Genomic DNA, 19088 nt, shown 5'->3' with positions numbered 1-19088 from the left:
CACATATAGCGCTAGGTTGTACTATATTATTCAGGAGGGGGGAACAAATATGCATGATATAGAGAAACTTTCAGCACTGTTTTTGTAAGAGGATTGATAACTGACAAAAGTGAGGTTTTGGTGAAATAAAAAATCCTGCTAGTATAGCAGGATAACTCGCGATTAAAAAATACTCCAGCCTTCTTGAGCAGAAAGAAGTTCAAGAATTTTAAAACCAGCAATACTATTTCCGTTTGCATCTAAAGCTGGTCCGAAAATGCCGATTCCCATATCGCCTTTTACGCAGCCGAAAATACCACCCGCTACACCACTTTTTGCAGGGATACCAACGCGTATTGCAAATTCACCAGATTCGTTATACATACCACATGTGACCATAAATGTTTTGCAAATTTTTGTAATATGTTTAGGGATGATTTGTTTCTTTTTATATGGATCATATCCATCCATTGCAAAAATTAAGCCGATACGTGCTAAATCGATGCAGTTTACTTCAACTGCGCATTGACGAGTATATAAATCCATAAGTTCTTCAATATCACAATCGATAATACCGTTTTGTTTCATATAATAGCAAAGCGAACGATTTAGATAAGCTGTCTCTAATTCTGAATCGGCAACTTTAGAGGAATAATTAATAGTAGGGTTATCTGTTATTTCACGTACAAAATGAAGAATACGTTCCATTTTTTCCTCGTTATCTTTTCCTGCTAACATGCTTGTAATAGCTAATGCTCCTGCATTTATCATTGGATTAAGGGGTTTGGATGGACTTGTCGTTTCTAACTTAATAATAGAATTAAATGGGTCACCCGTTGGTTCCATTCCAACTTTAGAAAATACATATTCTTCACCACGGTCTAAAAGGGCAAGGGCAAGTGTAATTACTTTGGAAATACTTTGAAGAGTAAATAGTGTTTGTGAGTTGCCTGCATGGATATATTCTGTTTCTTTATGGAAAATGGCAATCCCTAAATCGTCTGGATTTGCATTTCCTAATTCGGGGATATAAGTAGCAAGTTTTCCTTTTTTCGTATATGGTTTTACTTGTTCTAACAACTGTTGTAAGTTGTTTGTTTCAATGCACTGCATAGTACCAACGCTCCTATTTCGAATTAACTAAGTTTACTTTTCCCGATATGCTCGGAAATAAATAATAACATGAAAAAGTGGAATGATAAAACGAAAGTTATATGTTCTATAGTAGGTCGTTCTTTCAAGTCCTTTGTATTAAAAAAGGAGAATTTCCCTTTTATATAACAGTTTGGAAATAGGAGATTTATCCATAAAAAATTCGAAAATAAAAACTACACATCTATACAACTATATGTTATTATGGTTATGTAAATAGAAAGCGTTTTCTAAGGCGTACTTATAATGATAACGATTTCATAAATTTGATAGGGGGAATTAAAATGTTGCAGTTTTTACAACGTATTGGTAAAGCGTTAATGCTTCCAATCGCCGTACTACCAGCAGCAGGATTATTGCTTCGTTTAGGGCAACCAGATGTATTTGATATTCCTGTTATGGCACAGGCCGGTGCAGCAGTTTTTGATAATTTAGCACTCATTTTTGCAATTGGTATTGCAATCGGTCTTTCAGTTGATGGTAGTGGTGCAGCAGGTCTTGCAGGTGCAATTGGTTATCTAGTTATGAAAAACAGTATTGATGCACTTAGTAAGGGATATTCTACTGTAGAATTACAAGATAAATTAGGCAAAGTCCAAGATTTAATAGGTAATAGCGCTAATGTTGATCCATCTAAGCTTGCAGATACAATGACACAAGTATCTAAGGCAGCCGAATTATCGACTAAAGTGGATATGAAAGTTTTAGGTGGTATTATTGTTGGTGTTATAGCGGGACTTCTTTATAATAAATTCCATAAGATTAAACTTCCAGAATGGTTAGGGTTCTTTGCTGGAAAACGTTTCGTCCCAATTGTTACATCGGTTGTGATGTTAATATTAGGAATTCTATTCGCACAAATTTGGCCAGCAATTCAAAATGCTATCGATGCATTAGCTCATGGAATTGTTAATTTAGGGGCAGTTGGTTCAGGGCTATTTGGTTTATTAAACCGTCTATTAATTCCAATCGGTTTACATCATGTAATGAACACATATTTCTGGTTCGTACTTGGTGACTTTACAAATGCAGCAGGTAATGTTGTAAATGGTGATATTGCTCGCTTCCTTGCCGGAGATAAAACAGCGGGTATGTTTATGACTGGTTTCTTCCCAGTTATGATGTTCGGTTTACCAGCAGCATGTTTCGCAATGATTGCGGCTGCTAAACCAGAAAAACGTAAAATGGTTACAGGTATGTTAGGTGGTCTAGCATTAACTTCATTCTTAACTGGTATTACAGAACCAATTGAATTCTCATTCATGTTCTTATCACCAGTATTATATGGTATTCATGCTGTATTAACAGGTCTTTCTTTATTCATTACAACAACTCTTGGTATTCACGATGGTTTCACATTTAGTGCCGGTGCAATCGATTATTTCTTAAACTTCGGTATTGCAACAAAACCATTATTACTAGCGGGAGTCGGCTTAATTTACGCAGTAATTTATTTCGTTGTATTCTACTTCTTAATTAAGAAGTTCGACCTAAAAACTCCTGGTCGTGAAGACGAAGAGGAAGTAGCTGAAGGTGAAGAAGCTCCAGTTGCAGGTTCAATTGGTGAAACTTACGTAGCAGCTTTAGGCGGAAAAGAAAACTTAACAGTTATTGATAACTGTGCAACACGTCTACGCTTACAAGTAAAAGATGCTGGTCAAGTAAATGAAGCAGCATTAAAACGTGCTGGTGCAAAAGGTGTTATGAAATTAAGTAATACAAGTGTACAAGTTATCGTAGGTACAAATGTTGAATCTGTTGCCGATGATATGAAAAAACACGTATAAATAATGAGATAAGAGGATGTCTAAAAAGATTGATAACATCAATTTTTTACAGGATATCCTCTTTTTTTGTTAACAATTTAACGGGAATCTTACTTTTGTAAATTTTCTTTTTCTTTTTTGTACATATGGGTTGGTAATATGTGTAGTGCGTGATAAAGTAGGGATGATATAGAATGGATTATCCATAATCTACTAAAATAAATCTTTAGTAGAGGAATTAAATTATTGGTGAGTAAGGGGAAAAAAGTAATTATGGATCAGGAAAAAAATAATGCGAATGGGAAAGCAAATCGGCCGATTGTATACATAAAAAGGACAATCATTCTCGTCTTACTATTATCACTTGTATATTTCATGTATACAAAAATTGTTGCGCATAATAAGAAAGAAGAAACTTTAAAAGCGGCAGCAGAAATGAAGAAACAAGAAGAGCTAAAAAAGAAAGAAGAAAAAAAGAAACAAGACGTACAGAAGCAAAAACAAAAAGAGCAAGAAGAACAAGTGAAGCAAGCGCAAGCTGCGGAACAGCCTGCTGAAGGACCACCTCAAGAAATTAATGAAAACGCTCAATTGGACCAGTATTTACAAAACACAGGATTTAGCGGGACAGCTGTTATTGTGAAGAACGGAAAAGTTCTTCTGAATAAAGGGTACGGTATGGCAAATAAAGAGCAGCAAGTACCGAATAATTCAGAGACGACTTTTTATATTGGCTCTATTTCAAAGGCGTTTGTAGCAACTGCTATTATGCAATTGAAAGATCAAAATAAATTACAAGTAGAAGATACTGTTGCGAAGTATATTCCAGATTTTCCACAAGGTAATAGTATTCAGCTAAAACATCTATTAACACATACATCAGGGATTCCCGAATATGAGCAAGGAAAAGAAGATATTTCTCATGAAGAACTGATAAAGCGAATAGGAAATCAAAAGCGTATTAGTGGTCCAGGAGAGAAGTGGAAGTATTCCGATTCGAACTACTCTATACTTGCATACATTGCCGAGAAGGTAAGTGGACAGTCGCTTGAAGAATATATTAAACAACATATTTTTGCTACTGCCGGTATGAAACATTCTGGTTTTGGCACAGCGTTAGAACAAACAAGATTCCCATCAACGGGTTATAAAATAGTAAATAATAATATGACAACACCTAATATTCCGAGCATGTCACAACTATATGGTTGTGGTGATATATATACGAGTGCACATGATTTATATTTATTTAACGAAGCGTTATACTCTGGAAAGTTAATTTCAAAAGCGAGTTACGATCAAATGTTTACAGCCGTGAAAAAAGATTACGGATTTGGCTGGTACGTAGACCCAGGAAGCTATTCGAATCACGGTGTAATGCCAGGTTGGAATTGTTTAAATGGATTTAGTAAAAACGGTAGTGTGTATGTTGTTTTATTATCTAACATTCAAAACAACATTAAATCATTTGGTAAAGTGAATAATGACATTTATACGATGTTGCGAAATATTGAAGTGTAAGAAACTATCCTTTTGGATAGTTTTTTTTTGCCCTGAAACAAATATTTCTTTTAGAAAATGTATGCCTTACCTATCACAAAAATATCTATTTTGTATACATTAAGATGTATGGATGTAAAATTTTATAATCTAAAAATAATAGGAGGAGAAGTGTATGTGTCTGTTCAGAAAATATTGGCATAAATTATCAAGATTGTTTAATAGACAATTAAGCTATTTTTTAGATGATAAATTATTGCCTGCTGTGGAACGACTTTTATTTTCGCAAAACTTTGCAAGGTTTATTCAAAGAAACTCTAAGCAAGCTACGGAAGAATTTATAAAATCAAGCCAATTTCAATCTATTATTTGTAACATTTTAAAAGAATGCAATACATCACCTTTTAAAGAAATTGCAAAGCAGTATTTAGGTAAAAACGTTGAAATTACGGTGACAGTTGGACAATTAACAGGTGTGATTGTAGCAGTTGGTGATGATTTCTTAACATTGCAAGAAGGTATAGGAACTGAAGTTTTATTACCATTTACAAGTATTATATCAATAAAAGAAGCGTAAGAAAGGAGACTTATATATGTTATTTACTGATGAATTGCGTAACCATGTTGGTGAGTTAGTGCAAGTTGTTACAGCTGTAGAAATTGTTGCAGGCATTCTGTTATCTGTGACGGATGGGGCAGTAAGTGTTCGTACTTCTCCTTCTTATGGACCACCGGAAGATGTAATCGTGCGTACTCCTATTATTGCTTATGTTCGCTTGGAAGGGTAAGTGTGATACAAGTATGAGAGTATCAGTTGTTATTCCAGCGCACAATGAAGCGAGTACTTTATCACAAGTTTTAGTAGAAGTGGAGAAGCTCAAGCCTTACGAAATTATTGTAGTAGATAATGGCTCGACAGATGGAACGAAAGACATAGCGTTACAACATCATTGTCACGTGATTTATTATAAACATTCTCTTGGCAATGATGTTGGACGGGCTATTGGGGCTAGAGAAGCAAAAGGTGAAATTGTTTTGTTTTTAGATGGTGATATTGTTATTGATAGTAAAGAGTTACAACGTTTCGTGAAAGGAATTCGACAAGGGCATCAAATTGTTGTGAATAATTTAACATGGTCGGTTTATTTAAAGATGAGACCACATTATACGACAGTTGGAAAGTTCATGTTGAATCGCTATTTGAATAAAAAAGAGCTTGTTGTTGGATCTTTAATCGCAATTCCACATGCGATGAGCAGGGAAGTTATCGAGAAACTTGGGTGGTGGAATTTAGCAGATCCAGCACTATTTCAAGCGATAGCGATGTCTAGAGGAGTAGATATTGTTGATACGGCTTCGGTCGATGTAATTCACACAAATAAGGTTCGTCCTGTGCATACAGGAACATCACCTGGTTCTCCTTATCCGAAAGCGACTAGCCGTATTATGGGTGATCATTTACGTGCTTTGCAATATGTAATCGAAACATATGGTAAACGCGGCGGTTTTTCGGAGGGAAACAGGGATAGGGAGTTTATAGGGAACTATAAACCAGTTGTATTAAAGAAGGAAAAAGCGAAATATAGTGCGATTATACCAGTGTCAGAAGAAAAAATGACGATAAGATCTGTTATACAAGAAGTGAAAAAAGCAGGGGTAGATGAAATTATTGTTGTCGCGAATGGAGCAGATTTTGAGACTGTTAAACAGGCAAAGTTAGAGAATGTTATCGTTATTGAATTCGAGGAAGCACTCGGACATAATGTAGCTCGAGCAATAGGAGCTATGCATGCCACAGCCGATATTTGTTTATTCGTTGATGGTGATTTTGTTATTCCAGCAAAAAAACTCACTCCATTTTTGCAAGCTGTTGAAGATGGAAGTGACGTGGTTTTAAATGATTTACAATGCTTATTAGATATGTTTCATCCTGCAGATCCAATTAGTATGGGGAAATATTTTATGAATTTAGTAGCGAAAAGACCGGATTTATGGAATAACTCATTAACGGCAGTACCACATGCTATGCATAAAAGGGTAATAGAGAAAATAGGATATGACTCGCTTGTTATTCCGCCATTAGCTCAAATGAAAGCTATTTTGGAGGTTTTTTCTATTACAGCAGTAGAATTTGTAGATGTTATAAAAACCAATCGGGTACGCCCGGAGCAACATGGATTTGTAAATGGGCGTATTCCGGCATTTGACCGTATTTTCGGTGATCAACTTGAGGCGATTGCTTATCTATTGCAATATACAGACGAACGTGGGAGTTTTACAGATGGAGATCGCGATAGAGACACTATTCAACAATTGAGAAAGGAAGAAAAGAATACAGATGAATGCTAGTAGTAAAGTAGCTATTATTGGATTAGGGTATGTTGGTCTTCCTTTAGCAGTCCATTTTGCAGAAAGAGGACATACCGTACTTGGATTAGATAAAGATACTAGAAAAATAGAATCGATTATAAAAGGAGAAAGTTATATTCCAGATGTTTCTTCTAAAGTGTTGCAAAGTTTATTGACTAAAAATAAATTAATAGTAAATACACCAGATAAAGGTATTACTGATTTCCAAAGTAGTGATTATGTTATTGTTACTGTTCCAACTCCAATTAATGAACGAAGAGAACCAGATTTAAGTGCCCTCATTTCAGCTTCGCATTATATACAACAAAATCTCCAAAAAGGACAAACCTTCATTTTTGAAAGTTCCACATATCCAGGCACACTTGAGGAAGTTATTATTCCTATTATTTCTCAAGCTGGCCAAAAGGTAGGAGAAGATTTCTATATCGGATATTCCCCTGAGAGAATTGATCCAGCAAATAGTCAATATTCAGTTCAATCTATTCCAAAAGTTATTAGTGGACAAACAGAAAAGTGTAAACAAAAAGTACAGGATTTATATAGTACCATTTTTGACGTAGTTGTACCTGTTAGTTCGCCGAAAGTAGCAGAGATGTGTAAGTTATTTGAAAATATTCAGCGCTTAGTTAACATCTCTTTAGTAAATGAGTTAAACACATTATGTGAAAGTTTAGGGATTGATTTTTATGAGGCCATTGAAGCGGCATCTACAAAACCTTTTGGATTTACTCCGTATTGGCCAGGACCAGGGATAGGGGGGCACTGTATTCCCGTAGACCCCTTATATTTTCAATGGAGAATAAAAAAGAATGGGGCAATTAGTCAATTAATTGAGGCGGCACATGTAATTAATGAAGAAATGCCAGAGAAAATAGTCCGGAAAGTAAAGGGCATGGTGCAATCACCCGGACTAGTTTTAATTGTAGGAATCGCATATAAGAAAGATGTAAATGATTTGAGAGAATCACCGGCTTTGCCAATTATTCAATTACTAATAAAAGAAGGATACGAGATAAAATACCATGATTCATATATTTCTTCCGCGGAAATTGGAGATAAGGTGTATCAATCTGTTGCTTTGGATGAACAAACAGTTAAAGAGGCAGGTTGTATTTTAATTTTAACTGACCACTCTAATATCGATTGGAAGCTTTTTAAAGGAATGAACCGAGTAATAGATACACGGGGAATCGTAAAGAAGGTGAGTGTATGAGTAAGAAATGTTTAATTACAGGTGGGGCCGGATTTATTGGATCTCATTTAGCTGAAGAGTTGGTGAGAAGGGGTTATGAAGTCACGATTGTGGATAACTTCTATAAAGGGAAAAATAAGTATCATAATGAGCTAATGAGAGAGATTCGGGTTATTCCAATAAGTGTTTTAGATAAAAACTCTATTTATGAATTAGTAAATCAACATGATGTAGTGTTTCATTTAGCAGCAATTTTAGGTGTTAAAACGACAATGGAAAAAAGTATAGAGCTCATTGAAACGAATTTTGACGGAACGAGAAACATTTTACAAGCAGCATTAAAAGGAAAGAAGAAAGTAGTTTTTGCATCTACTTCAGAAGTATATGGTAAAGGCAAACCGCCTTTCTCTGAAGAAGGAGATCGATTGTACGGGGCAACTTCTAAAATTCGTTGGAGTTATGCAGTTTGTAAAACGTTAGAAGAAACATTATGTTTAGGATACGCATTAGAAGGCTTACCTGTAACGATTGTTCGTTATTTTAATATTTATGGTCCAAGAGCGAAAGATGGTCCATATGCAGGAGTAATCCCGCGATTTATCCGTGCAGCTTTGCAAGGAGAAGACATTCTCGTATATGGAGATGGAAAGCAGACACGTTGCTTTACGTATGTGAGTGATGCGGTAGAAGCAACAATTCGGGCAATGGATGAGAAGGTAAATGGTGAGATTATTAATATAGGTTCTGAGAACGAACAGAGTATAAAAGAAGTAGCAGAAACAATAAAAAAACTAACGAAATCTTCTTCGAAAATTGTACAAGTTCCTTTTGAGGAAGTATATCCACATGGCTTTGAAGAAATTCCGAATAGAAGGCCGAACGTAACAAAGTTAAGAGAACTTGTTCAATTTCAAGCGACAGTAACGTGGGAACAAGGATTGAAAGAAACTATTAAATGGTTTCGTGAAGAAAACAATGGCTAAGTCGCTATCAGTTATTATTCCTGCAAGTAATGAAGTAGATACGATTTCAGGAGTTATTCAATCGGTAAAACCGTTAAATCCAGTAGAGATTATTGTCATAGCAAATGGTTGTAATGATGGTACAGAAGAGGTTGCTGATCAGCTAGGTTGTAAAGTAATCAGGTATACAGAACTATTAGGAAACGATGTTGGGCGTGCAGTTGGCGCAAAACATGCGATAGGTGATGTATTACTATTTATAGATGGGGACTTTGCTATTCCAACTTCCAAATTACAATTGTTTCTTAATCCAATTTTACATGATCAGACTGACATCGTTTTAAATAATTTGGACGCATTGTTTTTAAAGAAACAAAAACCCCATTCCGTTACAGTGTGGCGTCAAATATTAAATGCAATGTTAGAGCGTGAAGAATTAAAGATAGATTCTTTATTATCTGTACCTCATGCGTTGACGAAAGAAGTCGTCCAAAGTATTGGATATGAATGTTTAGTTAATCCTATTGTAGCTCATTTACGTATAGCACAAAGTAAATGGAGAATTAACCGTCATTGTGCTATTGATGTTATTACGCCGAATAAATTTCGACCGATTGAACATGCTGCATATGGCACGAACCTTTCTCAATCTGAAAGACGAATGATAGGTGATCATATAGAAGCAGTTGCAGAACGAATAGTAAGCAGTGATATACGCGGGGGATATTATGATGGAAATAGGAAAAGGGATAGCGTCTATCATACTTTAAATTTCGAAGATTTTTATCAAGGATGGGGCGTTACATCCAATTTGTATAGAGAAAAGCAACTATCGGTTGTTATTCCTGTACAAAATGAAGAGAAAACAATTGGAAAGGTTATAGAAGAGCTTCGTAAAATTGAACCTTTTGAAATCATCGTTGTCGTAAATGGTTCGTCAGATAAAACAGCAACGATTGCAAAAGACAAAGGCGCAACAACCATTGTATATAAAGAAGCCCTTGGAAACGATGTAGGGCGTTCACTTGGAACTTATTTTGCAAAAGGAGAAATTGTGTTATTTATAGATGGTGATTTTGTTATTCCAGCTAGTGAACTATATCCTTTTGCAAAAGCTATTGCAGATGGAAAGGACGTCGCATTAAATGATTTAAATCATTATTTAGATTTAAGAGTACCACTTCATCTTGTAACTGCATTTAAGTATGCACTAAATTTAGCTTGTGATAGAAAGGATTTAGGGGTAGGCTCACTTATTGCGGTACCTAATGCATTTAGCCACAAGTGTTTGAAAGCAATTGGATATAAATCTTTATTGTCACCTTGTGTAGCACAGGTGAAGGCTCTTCTTTCTGGATTTGAAATTGCATGTGTATGTCGTGTTGAGGTTGATAAGATGAACCGTATTCGTCCCAGTGAACATTTTGCAAAAATAGGTCATCCTCCAGCTGTACTTCGAATTATAGGTGATCATATAGAAGGACTAGAGCAAATAATTGCATCAACAGACAATCGTGGCGGATTCTATGATGGCAATAGAAAAAGAGATGTTTTATAGAAGTAACAAAAAAAGTGTACAACATGTGTACACTTTTTTGTTCTGTTATAAAAACTATAACAGATTAGGAGATAAGAGTATTACAGCTCTACAATGGGTATTGTTCTTATATTACAAAATAGGACTCGTATATAAGGATACCAAAAAAATACAATTAAGGAAAGGGTTAATTTTAAAGACTTTTAAATGAAGTTAACACTATATATATAGTAGTTTGCTCAATATTTCACAAACATGTCACAACTATTTCGTTCACTTTCGTAAAAAAGTAGTATTCTAAGTGTGTAAGCTGTTATATAAAAAATCTTAGTCCTGTACTAATCAAAAATGGAGGAGATTAGGATGACTCAAGTATTAGAAAATGTTAAAAACGCATGGGAAAACTTTAAAGGTGAAAAATGGAAAGCAGAGATTGATGTTCGCGATTTCATTTTAAATAATGTAAACGTTTTCGAAGGAGACGAATCTTTCTTAGCAGAAGCAACTGAAGCAACGAAACAACTTTGGGATCAAGTAATGGATTTAACAACAAAAGAACGTGAAAACGGTGGCGTTCTTGATATGGATACAAAAATTGTTTCTTCTATTACATCACATGACCCAGGATACTTAAATAAAGATATTGAAAAAGTAGTTGGTTTCCAAACTGATAAACCATTTAAACGTTCTTTACAACCATATGGTGGTATTCGTATGGCAGAACAAGCTTGTGAATCTTATGGATACGAAATGGACAAAGAACTTAGTCGTATTTTTAGAGATTGGAGAAAGACTCATAACCAAGGTGTATTTGATGCTTATACACCAGAAATGAGAAATGCACGTAAATCAGGTGTTATTACTGGTCTTCCAGATGCATACGGTCGTGGACGCATTATCGGTGACTATCGACGCGTAGCATTATATGGTATTGATCATTTAATTGAAGCGAAAAAAGCTGATTTGAATTTAACTGGTGGTGTAATGAGCGAAGATACAATGCGTTTACGCGAAGAGTTATCTGAGCAAATGCGTGCACTTCAAGAACTAAAACAAATGGCTGCTTCTCATGGTTTCGATATTTCTAAACCAGCAACAAATGCACAAGAAGCATTCCAGTGGTTATACTTCGCATATCTTGCAGCGATTAAAGAGCAAAACGGAGCTGCAATGAGTCTTGGACGTACTTCTACATTCTTAGATATTTACATTGAAAGAGATTTAGCAAATGGTACTTTAACAGAAGAAGAAGTACAAGAAATTGTAGATCACTTCATTATGAAATTACGTCTTGTGAAATTCGCAAGAACACCTGATTATAATGAATTATTCTCTGGTGACCCAACTTGGGTAACTGAATCTATCGGTGGTATGGCATTAGATGGTCGTCCATTAGTAACAAAGAACTCATTCCGTTTCTTGCATACATTAGATAATTTAGGACCAGCTCCAGAACCGAATTTAACAGTTCTTTGGTCTAAACAATTACCAGAGAACTTTAAAAACTACTGTGCGAAAATGTCCATCAAAACATCAGCAATTCAATATGAAAATGATGACATTATGCGTGCTGATTACGGCGATGATTACGGAATTGCTTGTTGTGTATCTGCAATGAGAATCGGTAAGCAAATGCAGTTCTTCGGAGCTCGTGCAAACTTAGCGAAAGCATTATTATATGCGATTAACGGTGGTAAAGATGAAAAATCAAAAGCACAAGTTGGTCCTGAGTACGCACCAATTACTTCTGAAGTACTAAATTACGAAGAAGTTATGCATAAGTTTGATATGACAATGGAATGGTTAGCGGGTCTATATTTAAACACATTAAATGTTATCCATTACATGCATGATAAATATAGCTATGAACGTATTGAAATGGCACTTCATGATACAAATGTTCTTCGTACAATGGCAACAGGTATCGCGGGTCTATCTGTAGTAGCAGACTCATTAAGTGCAATTAAATACGCACAAGTAAAACCAATCCGTGATGAAAATGGTATTGCAGTTGACTTCGAGATTGAAGGAGACTTCCCAAAATACGGTAACAATGATGATCGTGTAGATGAGATCGCTGTAAATCTCGTGAAAACATTTATGAATAAACTGCGTAAACATAAAACATATCGTAATTCCGTTCATACAATGTCAATTTTAACTATTACATCTAACGTTGTATACGGTAAGAAAACTGGTAACACTCCAGATGGACGCCGTACTGGAGAACCATTTGCACCAGGTGCAAATCCAATGCATGGACGTGATACAAAAGGTGCATTAGCTTCATTATTATCTGTAGCTAAATTACCATATGAAGATGCACAAGATGGTATTTCTAATACATTCTCTATTATTCCAAAAGCACTTGGTAAAGAAGATGATGTACAAGTACGTAACTTAGTATCTATGCTTGATGGCTATGCAGTAAAAGAAGGCCATCACTTAAATATTAATGTATTTAATCGTGAAACATTAATGGATGCAATGGAACATCCTGAGAAATATCCACAATTAACAATTCGCGTATCTGGTTACGCTGTAAACTTTATTAAATTAACTCGTGAACAACAAATTGATGTAATTAACCGTACAATGCATGAAAGCATGTAAATGAAAAAAGTGTCCCTTCGCTTTTAATACATAGCGAAGGGAGGCTGTTTCAATAAAGGAGGAAGTAACATGGTAAAAGGAAGAATACATTCTGTAGAGTCTTGTGGTACTGTTGATGGCCCAGGGATTCGTTATGTCATATTTACACAAGGGTGTTTATTACGTTGTCAATATTGTCATAATGCTGATACGTGGGAAATCGGTAAAGGTAAAGAAATAACAGTTGAAGAAGTGATGCAGGATGTGACATGTTACCTTCCATTTATTGAAGCCTCCGGAGGCGGTATAACAGTTAGCGGTGGAGAGCCATTATTACAGCTAGACTTTTTAATTGAGTTGTTTAAAAAGTGTAAAGAGGCTGGTATCCATACAACAATCGACTCTTCTGGTGGGTGTTATTCTGAGGAACCAGAATTCCAAAATAAGCTAGATATTTTAATGGATTATACAGATTTAGTTTTATTGGATTTGAAACATATCGATTCCAAAAAGCATCGTAAATTAACAGGGAAACCAAATGAACATATTTTACAATTTGCTCGTTATTTATCGGATAAGAATAAAGCGATTTGGGTACGACACGTATTAGTTCCTGGTGTTACGGATAATGAAGAGGATCTACAAAAACTATCTAGCTTTATTCAAAGTCTGTCTAATGTTCAAAAAGTTGAAGTGTTACCATATCATAAGCTTGGTGTATATAAATGGGAGGCGCTTGGACACAAGTACCCACTCGCAAATGTAGAACCACCTACTGAGAAAAATGTAGAACATGCTAAACATATTTTACAAGCGGTCTAATCCAAATATTGGATTAGGCTTTTTGCTTTCTTTACAATAAAATCTAGAGTATATATTGATAAAAGAGTATACTGAAAGTAGAATATCCATAATTTTGTACGGATTAAGTGGATAAATTTACATAATTGTAAAGGGAAATCAAAATAGTAAAAAGAATTAAGAAGTAAAAGAGTGAGTATCATGGAATAGAGAAGATTTGTAAGTTATTGCGAAAGCTCTTATAGGAAAGTATAATGTAAAGATATGAGCACAGATAGGATTAAGGGGTCAATCTTATATGCTTTGCATATCCACGACAGGTACATAGCTGAAAAGGGAATTATTAGAATCTGTTTATGTAATTTTTAAGGAAAATGTTTTTCCTATTGTCGTATATGCAATATGGAGAAACAAAAAGCTAGGAGTGGATTTGTTTGATAAAAAACCCCAAGGTTTTAATATTAACTGCACATTACGGTAATGGTCATGTGCAAGTAGCAAAAACATTAGAACAAACATTTCGCCAAAAAGGAATTGAAGATGTTATTGTATGCGACTTGTTTGGAGAATCACATCCATTTATAACTGACATTACAAAATATCTATATTTAAAAAGTTATACAATAGGAAAAGAATTATATCGTTTGTTTTATTACGGGGTAGAAAAAATTTATGATAAGAAAATAGCATCTTGGTATGCGAACTTTGGAAGAAAACGTTTGAAAACACTGTTACAGGTGGAGAAACCAGATATTGTAATTAATACATTTCCAATTATTGCTGTACCAGAATTGAAAAAACAAACGGGGATTTCAATTCCTGTCTATAACGTATTAACGGATTTTTGCGTGCACAAAATATGGATTCATCGAGAAGTAGATCGTTATTTTGTTGCAACGGATTACGTGAAAGAATTGATGGTTGATATCGGTGTACCTGCGGAACAAATTGTTGAAACAGGAATTCCAATTCGGAGTAGTTTTGAGTTAAAGGTAAATTCAGACATCATATATAATAAATATCAGTTATGTAAGAATAAAAAGATTTTACTAATTGTAGCAGGTGCTCATGGGGTATTAGGAAATGTAAAAGAACTATGCCAATCATTTATGTCAGTGCCTAATTTACAAGTAGTTGTCGTTTGTGGAAAAAATGAAGCTTTAAAACATGATTTATTAAGTTTACAGAAGCAAAATTCCGATGCATTAAAAGTGTTTGGGTATGTTGAAAATATTGATGAATTATTCCGAGTTACTTCTTGTATGATTACGAAGCCAGGCGGAATAACATTAAGTGAAGCAGCAGCGTTGCAAGTACCTGTCATTTTATATAAGCCTGTTCCAGGACAAGAAAATGAAAATGCGATGTACTTTGAAAAAAAAGGAGCAGCAGTTGTCATTCGCGATGATAGTGAGGTTTTCGCAAAAACAGAGGCATTATTACAAGATGATGTGAAGCTTCTTCAAATGAAAGAAGCAATGAAAAGCATCTATCTTCCAGAGCCAGCTGGTCATATTGTAGATGCAATTTTGGCAGAAAATCATGCAGAACCGCGTCATATACCTATTAAATCACCTGCTCTTGCACAATCTTTTACTTAATATGAAACCCTCTTTGTATATGTAAAGAGGGTTCTTTGTTATTTTCAAAGAAAATTTAGCTACTTATCCACAAAAGGATTGCGCTTTCATTAAACAGTAAAGTCGGAATATTAACAACTATATCCACATTGTCCACAATTTTTAGAAAAATATCCACAATTAAAACAGTCGATATATGCTTGAATATAGAAAGATATTAAATGTTTTTGAAAATTACTAACAATTGCATCAGTTTTGTGGATAAAGTTGTCCACAGCAAAAAGGCCCCTTATGCATAAGCATAAGGGGCCTTTTTGCTTACTTCTATCAGTCGAGAAAATTATGTAATGAAAATGAATAATTAGGGGGGAAACTTCTAATTATTCATTTTCACTTTAAATGCTTTTCGAGCGATATCCTGCTGCACGATCTGCTTTTTGAAATTCGCGTTGATAGAGAACTTCTTGTGTACTAGATAATGTGTTTTTTGCTTTATCACGTTTCTTTTTATCCATTACAAATCACCTCGTGTCTTAAAGTTACTATTTATCGTTTCCAAAGACATGAGGGGATATACGCATATGGAAAATGTTAATGATTGATTATCATTTCAGAAAATTTAGATTATGCTTCTTTTAATTGATGAGCATCTTGGAAGGTTGTATCTCGCATTGTAGCAAGTGTGTATTGATCTTTTGGAATTTCATATAAGTTATATACTTCTTCGTTTGCGTTAATTTCATCATATACGGCTTTTCTTGTTTCATTTGCTAGATTCACATATTGCAGTTTTTCTGCAGCTTTAATAGAACGAATATTTATTTTACGAATACGCATGAAAATTGTTTCAATATCTAATTCATAGAAAAGTTCACTAAAAAATGAATCTTTTGCCAATTTATTATAGCCTTTTCCATGATATGGTTTGCCAAGCCATGTCCCGAGAAATCCAGCTTTTTCTTGCACATCAAATAAAGTAATTGTTCCGATAGGGTTACCCCATTCATCTAAAATTGTGCGTGAAATTAATTCACCACGCTCTTCAGCTTCAATCGTTTGTTTCGTTAAGAATAAATATTCTTCATAAGAATAAGCCTTTTGACGCACAAAAGGGAAGACAGCTGGATCCACCATTAACTCGTATAGAACGTGGCTGTCGTGTAAGTCGCGTTTTTTCAACATACTAACTCCTCCTCACACGAGGGTAGCATGACGAAAAAACACCCCACCCTCGAAATTTTTATATCAATCTTTAAAAAATTTCGGGGTGGGAATCGAACCCACTAGAACCAGTTTCTAACGCTGGTGGCGCACCATTTGCCTTCCCCATTCATCAATTTGAAAATGATAATCACGACACAAATTGATTATGGTTTCATTCAGTTTATAATCGTATAATACTTTATCTAGTCAAAAAAATAAACTAGTTTTTTTTATTTTTTTTGTAAATTATTTTTCCATCAATCATAGTTAGTACAGGCTTGGCTAAATAATGGAAAGGATGATGAGTCCATAACACGAGATCGGCGTCTTTTCCAACCTCGATGCTTCCAATTCTATCCTCTAAACGCAAATTTCGCGCTGGGAATATGGTGATTCCTTCTAGTGCTGTTTTCTCGTCTAATCCTTCTCTTACTGCGACAGCGGCACAAATATTTAAATATTGAATGGGTGTATAAGGATGATCGGTTGTTATAGAAACTTCCACACCATTTTTGGATAATATATGGTAAGTATCCCATGTCTTGTTTTTTAGTTCGATTTTAGAACGGCGTGTCAGAGTGGGACCAACTGAAACCTTCAAATTGTGTTTCGAAAGCTCTTCAACAAGAAAGTGTCCTTCTGTACAATGTTCAATACGTAGATCGAGGTTGAATTCCGTTGCAAAGCGTAGCGCAGAACTAATATCATCTGCTCTGTGAGCGTGGATACGTACGGGTATTTCACGACGTAATGCTTTTAAAATAGGAAGCATTCGAAAATCAGCTTCGTGCCCGTAGTGTTGTGCTTCATAGAATGATTCCCGAAGTAACCCCATAATCCCCATACGTGTTATGGATTCTTTTGTTCCATTACTATGGACTTTTTTAGGGTTTTCTCCAAAGGCAATCTTTAAACCAGCAGGTTCTTGAATAATCATATGATCAATACAAGTTCCAGCTGTTTTTATTACACAAGTAGTACCCCCGATAATATTTTGACTGCCAGGCATAACGTGAACGGTTGTAATTCCATTTTGTACAGCGTCTTGAAAGGCGATATCGAGAGGATGGATTCCATCTAAAGAACGAATATGTGGTGTTGAAACTTCAGATGTTTCATTGGCATCATTTCCAGCCCAACCAGTACCTTCATCATAGAGACCAAGGTGAGTATGGACATCAATAAAGCCAGGTAAGAGATGGAGTGCTCGTGCATCTATAACGGTCATATCTTGAGTAGGTTGAATAAAAGGTTTGACCTCGGTAATTCGCTCTCCTGTAACGAGTACATCGCCTTGAAACTTTGGAGATGTAATAGGGTATACAATGGCTTGTTTGAGCAATATTTTCATAGGTACCTCATTTCTGTTACTTTATAATGCTAATGGAAGTTGAGGGAAAGTAACTGAAAGGTTATTTGTATGGTAATGCTTCGGATCCTAGAAAATGAAAGTTTTAAAAGGGCCCATGTAAAATTGTGTTTTAGAAGTACTACATTGTATGCGAAAGTATATTTTGTAATGCATGGTCTATTGCCGGAAATGTGTATTGATATCCATGTTTAATTGCTTTACTAGGTAATACATGTTGCCCTTCTAGTACAAGTATGCTCATCTCACCTAATAAGGCGTGAAGCATAAATGAAGGGACAGGCAGCCAATGTGGTTTTCTCGTTGCAGCAGCGATGGTCTTTCCAAATTCCTTCATTCTTATAGGTGTTGGTGCTGTCATATTAAGAGGACCATCAATTTCTTTTTTGTGTATGATGAAATCCATCATACGAACGACATCGTCTATATGAATCCATGATAACCATTGTTTCCCAGAACCAATGGTGCCGCCGATATAGAATTGATAGGGAAGTAACATTTTTGGCAAGGCTCCGCCATCTGCACCTAATACAACGCCAAATCTTGTGTAAATTGTTCTTATTCCGAGAGAACATGCTTTAGCTGCTTCTTGTTCCCATAAAAATACTGTTTCTGCTAAAAAGTCATTTCCGGGAGTTTCTTGTTGCTCAGTAAAAGACTCTACTTCAGATGTTCCGTAGTATCCAATAGCACTTGCATTAATAAATGTATGTGGTTTTTTATGGAGTGCCTGCAATTGTTTAATGAGTCCTTTTGTTGTTTGAATTCTACTGTTTAAAATGGCTTTCTTTTGTTTCTTTGTCCATCTACTATTAATAGACTCTCCGGCTAGATTAATAACTACATCAATAGAAGAGAGGGGGAAGGTTTGTAAATCTGGTGTCCATTGAACATACTGAAGGTTAGGGTCGGAAGTTTCAGTAGTTTTTTTTCGTGTGAGGATGTAAACAGTATATCCTTTTTGAACAAAAAAAGTAGAAAGATATTTACCGATAAAGCCTGTACCACCAGAAATTGCGATTTTCACAAGTATTTCCTCCTCATTATATATATTCTTGAAAAGAAAAAATGTTCCTCGACTATGT

The 19088-nt window shown here is 35.2% G+C and carries 17 protein-coding genes and 1 pseudogene; 13 read left to right on the top strand and 5 right to left on the bottom strand.

Going from position 1 to position 19088, the window contains the following annotated elements:
- Positions 1 to 162: 162 nt before the first annotated feature.
- Positions 163 to 1092, bottom strand: a complete 930-nt coding sequence (glsA, locus tag MRP26_RS23370; protein ID WP_001149850.1) for a glutaminase A — start codon at positions 1090 to 1092, stop codon at positions 163 to 165.
- A 69-nt stretch (positions 1093 to 1161) separates the two neighbouring features.
- Here glsA and MRP26_RS30985 point away from each other — a divergent pair.
- From MRP26_RS30985 to MRP26_RS23310, 13 genes and pseudogenes are all read left to right on the top strand, one after another.
- A pseudogene (locus MRP26_RS30985) lies at positions 1162 to 1274 on the top strand (transcriptional regulator).
- 141 nt (positions 1275 to 1415) lie between these two features.
- Positions 1416 to 2918, top strand: coding sequence for an N-acetylglucosamine-specific PTS transporter subunit IIBC (gene nagE, locus MRP26_RS23365; protein WP_000938907.1), 1503 nt, complete (start codon positions 1416 to 1418; stop codon positions 2916 to 2918).
- Between the two features lie 252 nt (positions 2919 to 3170).
- Positions 3171 to 4418 carry a serine hydrolase domain-containing protein gene (locus MRP26_RS23360; protein ID WP_197241077.1) on the top strand — a complete coding sequence of 416 codons (1248 nt, stop codon included), beginning with the start codon at positions 3171 to 3173 and terminating at the stop codon, positions 4416 to 4418.
- Between the two features lie 154 nt (positions 4419 to 4572).
- Positions 4573 to 4974, top strand: a complete 402-nt coding sequence (locus MRP26_RS23355; RefSeq protein ID WP_048563992.1) for an LSm family protein — start codon at positions 4573 to 4575, stop codon at positions 4972 to 4974.
- Positions 4975 to 4990: 16 nt separating this feature from the next.
- Positions 4991 to 5185, top strand: a complete 195-nt coding sequence (locus MRP26_RS23350; protein ID WP_000899471.1) for a hypothetical protein — start codon at positions 4991 to 4993, stop codon at positions 5183 to 5185.
- Positions 5186 to 5198: 13 nt separating this feature from the next.
- Positions 5199 to 6746: a glycosyltransferase family 2 protein gene (locus MRP26_RS23345; RefSeq protein WP_098679273.1), complete on the top strand. Its 1548-nt coding sequence runs from the start codon at positions 5199 to 5201 to the stop codon at positions 6744 to 6746.
- Positions 6736 to 7980, top strand: a complete 1245-nt coding sequence (locus MRP26_RS23340; RefSeq protein WP_071730629.1) for a nucleotide sugar dehydrogenase — start codon at positions 6736 to 6738, stop codon at positions 7978 to 7980. Before MRP26_RS23345 ends, MRP26_RS23340 begins: the two co-directional genes overlap by 11 nt.
- Entirely contained in the window at positions 7977 to 8942 is a 966-nt protein-coding gene (locus tag MRP26_RS23335; RefSeq protein WP_064532189.1) for an NAD-dependent epimerase/dehydratase family protein, read from the top strand. The genes MRP26_RS23340 and MRP26_RS23335 overlap by 4 nt, the downstream gene beginning before the upstream one ends.
- Positions 8935 to 10479, top strand: a complete 1545-nt coding sequence (locus MRP26_RS23330; RefSeq protein ID WP_053565323.1) for a glycosyltransferase family 2 protein — start codon at positions 8935 to 8937, stop codon at positions 10477 to 10479. Before MRP26_RS23335 ends, MRP26_RS23330 begins: the two co-directional genes overlap by 8 nt.
- Positions 10448 to 10669: a hypothetical protein gene (locus tag MRP26_RS23325; protein ID WP_002094217.1), complete on the top strand. Its 222-nt coding sequence runs from the start codon at positions 10448 to 10450 to the stop codon at positions 10667 to 10669. The genes MRP26_RS23330 and MRP26_RS23325 overlap by 32 nt, the downstream gene beginning before the upstream one ends.
- Before the next feature lie 152 nt (positions 10670 to 10821).
- Positions 10822 to 13071, top strand: coding sequence for a formate C-acetyltransferase (gene pflB / locus MRP26_RS23320; protein WP_000195468.1), 2250 nt, complete (start codon positions 10822 to 10824; stop codon positions 13069 to 13071).
- A gap of 69 nt (positions 13072 to 13140) precedes the next feature.
- On the top strand, positions 13141 to 13872 hold the full coding sequence (pflA, locus tag MRP26_RS23315; protein WP_000238463.1) for a pyruvate formate-lyase-activating protein: 732 nt from the start codon (positions 13141 to 13143) through the stop codon (positions 13870 to 13872).
- Positions 13873 to 14285: 413 nt separating this feature from the next.
- Entirely contained in the window at positions 14286 to 15452 is a 1167-nt protein-coding gene (locus MRP26_RS23310; protein ID WP_053565322.1) for a diglucosyl diacylglycerol synthase, read from the top strand.
- A gap of 374 nt (positions 15453 to 15826) precedes the next feature.
- On the opposite strand, the gene MRP26_RS23305 is transcribed toward MRP26_RS23310, so the two are convergent.
- From MRP26_RS23305 to MRP26_RS23290, 4 genes are all read right to left on the bottom strand, one after another.
- Positions 15827 to 15946: a YfhE family protein gene (locus MRP26_RS23305; RefSeq protein WP_000358482.1), complete on the bottom strand. Its 120-nt coding sequence runs from the start codon at positions 15944 to 15946 to the stop codon at positions 15827 to 15829.
- Positions 15947 to 16055: 109 nt separating this feature from the next.
- A complete protein-coding gene (locus MRP26_RS23300) occupies positions 16056 to 16613 on the bottom strand; it encodes a GNAT family N-acetyltransferase (protein WP_000914737.1) in 558 nt (185 codons plus the stop codon).
- A 241-nt stretch (positions 16614 to 16854) separates the two neighbouring features.
- Positions 16855 to 17985: an amidohydrolase gene (locus MRP26_RS23295; protein WP_000698297.1), complete on the bottom strand. Its 1131-nt coding sequence runs from the start codon at positions 17983 to 17985 to the stop codon at positions 16855 to 16857.
- A 139-nt stretch (positions 17986 to 18124) separates the two neighbouring features.
- Complete coding sequence (locus MRP26_RS23290; RefSeq protein WP_053565321.1) at positions 18125 to 19030, bottom strand: TIGR01777 family oxidoreductase; 906 nt, start codon at positions 19028 to 19030, stop codon at positions 18125 to 18127.
- Between the last annotated feature and the right edge of the window lie 58 nt (positions 19031 to 19088).

It is taken from the genome of Bacillus sp. CCB-MMP212, assembly GCF_022748145.1.
GTDB classification, from domain to species: domain Bacteria; phylum Bacillota; class Bacilli; order Bacillales; family Bacillaceae_G; genus Bacillus_A; species Bacillus_A cereus.
This window is presented reverse-complemented; position numbering and strand designations above follow the sequence as displayed.

What these genes read in the sequence shown, in the direction of transcription:
- MRP26_RS23335 (WP_064532189.1), top strand. Translation starts at nt 7,977, where the DNA reads ATGAGTAAGAAATGTTTAATTACAGGTGGGGCCGGATTTATTGGATCT.
- MRP26_RS23305 (WP_000358482.1), bottom strand. Translation starts at nt 15,946, where the DNA reads ATGGATAAAAAGAAACGTGATAAAGCAAAAAACACATTATCTAGTACA.
- pflB (WP_000195468.1), top strand. Translation starts at nt 10,822, where the DNA reads ATGACTCAAGTATTAGAAAATGTTAAAAACGCATGGGAAAACTTTAAA.
- nagE (WP_000938907.1), top strand. Translation starts at nt 1,416, where the DNA reads ATGTTGCAGTTTTTACAACGTATTGGTAAAGCGTTAATGCTTCCAATC.
- MRP26_RS23295 (WP_000698297.1), bottom strand. Translation starts at nt 17,985, where the DNA reads ATGAAAATATTGCTCAAACAAGCCATTGTATACCCTATTACATCTCCA.
- MRP26_RS23325 (WP_002094217.1), top strand. Translation starts at nt 10,448, where the DNA reads ATGATGGCAATAGAAAAAGAGATGTTTTATAGAAGTAACAAAAAAAGT.
- pflA (WP_000238463.1), top strand. Translation starts at nt 13,141, where the DNA reads ATGGTAAAAGGAAGAATACATTCTGTAGAGTCTTGTGGTACTGTTGAT.
- MRP26_RS23330 (WP_053565323.1), top strand. Translation starts at nt 8,935, where the DNA reads ATGGCTAAGTCGCTATCAGTTATTATTCCTGCAAGTAATGAAGTAGAT.
- glsA (WP_001149850.1), bottom strand. Translation starts at nt 1,092, where the DNA reads ATGCAGTGCATTGAAACAAACAACTTACAACAGTTGTTAGAACAAGTA.
- MRP26_RS23360 (WP_197241077.1), top strand. Translation starts at nt 3,171, where the DNA reads ATGGATCAGGAAAAAAATAATGCGAATGGGAAAGCAAATCGGCCGATT.
- MRP26_RS23300 (WP_000914737.1), bottom strand. Translation starts at nt 16,613, where the DNA reads ATGTTGAAAAAACGCGACTTACACGACAGCCACGTTCTATACGAGTTA.
- MRP26_RS23340 (WP_071730629.1), top strand. Translation starts at nt 6,736, where the DNA reads ATGAATGCTAGTAGTAAAGTAGCTATTATTGGATTAGGGTATGTTGGT.
- MRP26_RS23345 (WP_098679273.1), top strand. Translation starts at nt 5,199, where the DNA reads ATGAGAGTATCAGTTGTTATTCCAGCGCACAATGAAGCGAGTACTTTA.
- MRP26_RS23350 (WP_000899471.1), top strand. Translation starts at nt 4,991, where the DNA reads ATGTTATTTACTGATGAATTGCGTAACCATGTTGGTGAGTTAGTGCAA.
- MRP26_RS23355 (WP_048563992.1), top strand. Translation starts at nt 4,573, where the DNA reads ATGTGTCTGTTCAGAAAATATTGGCATAAATTATCAAGATTGTTTAAT.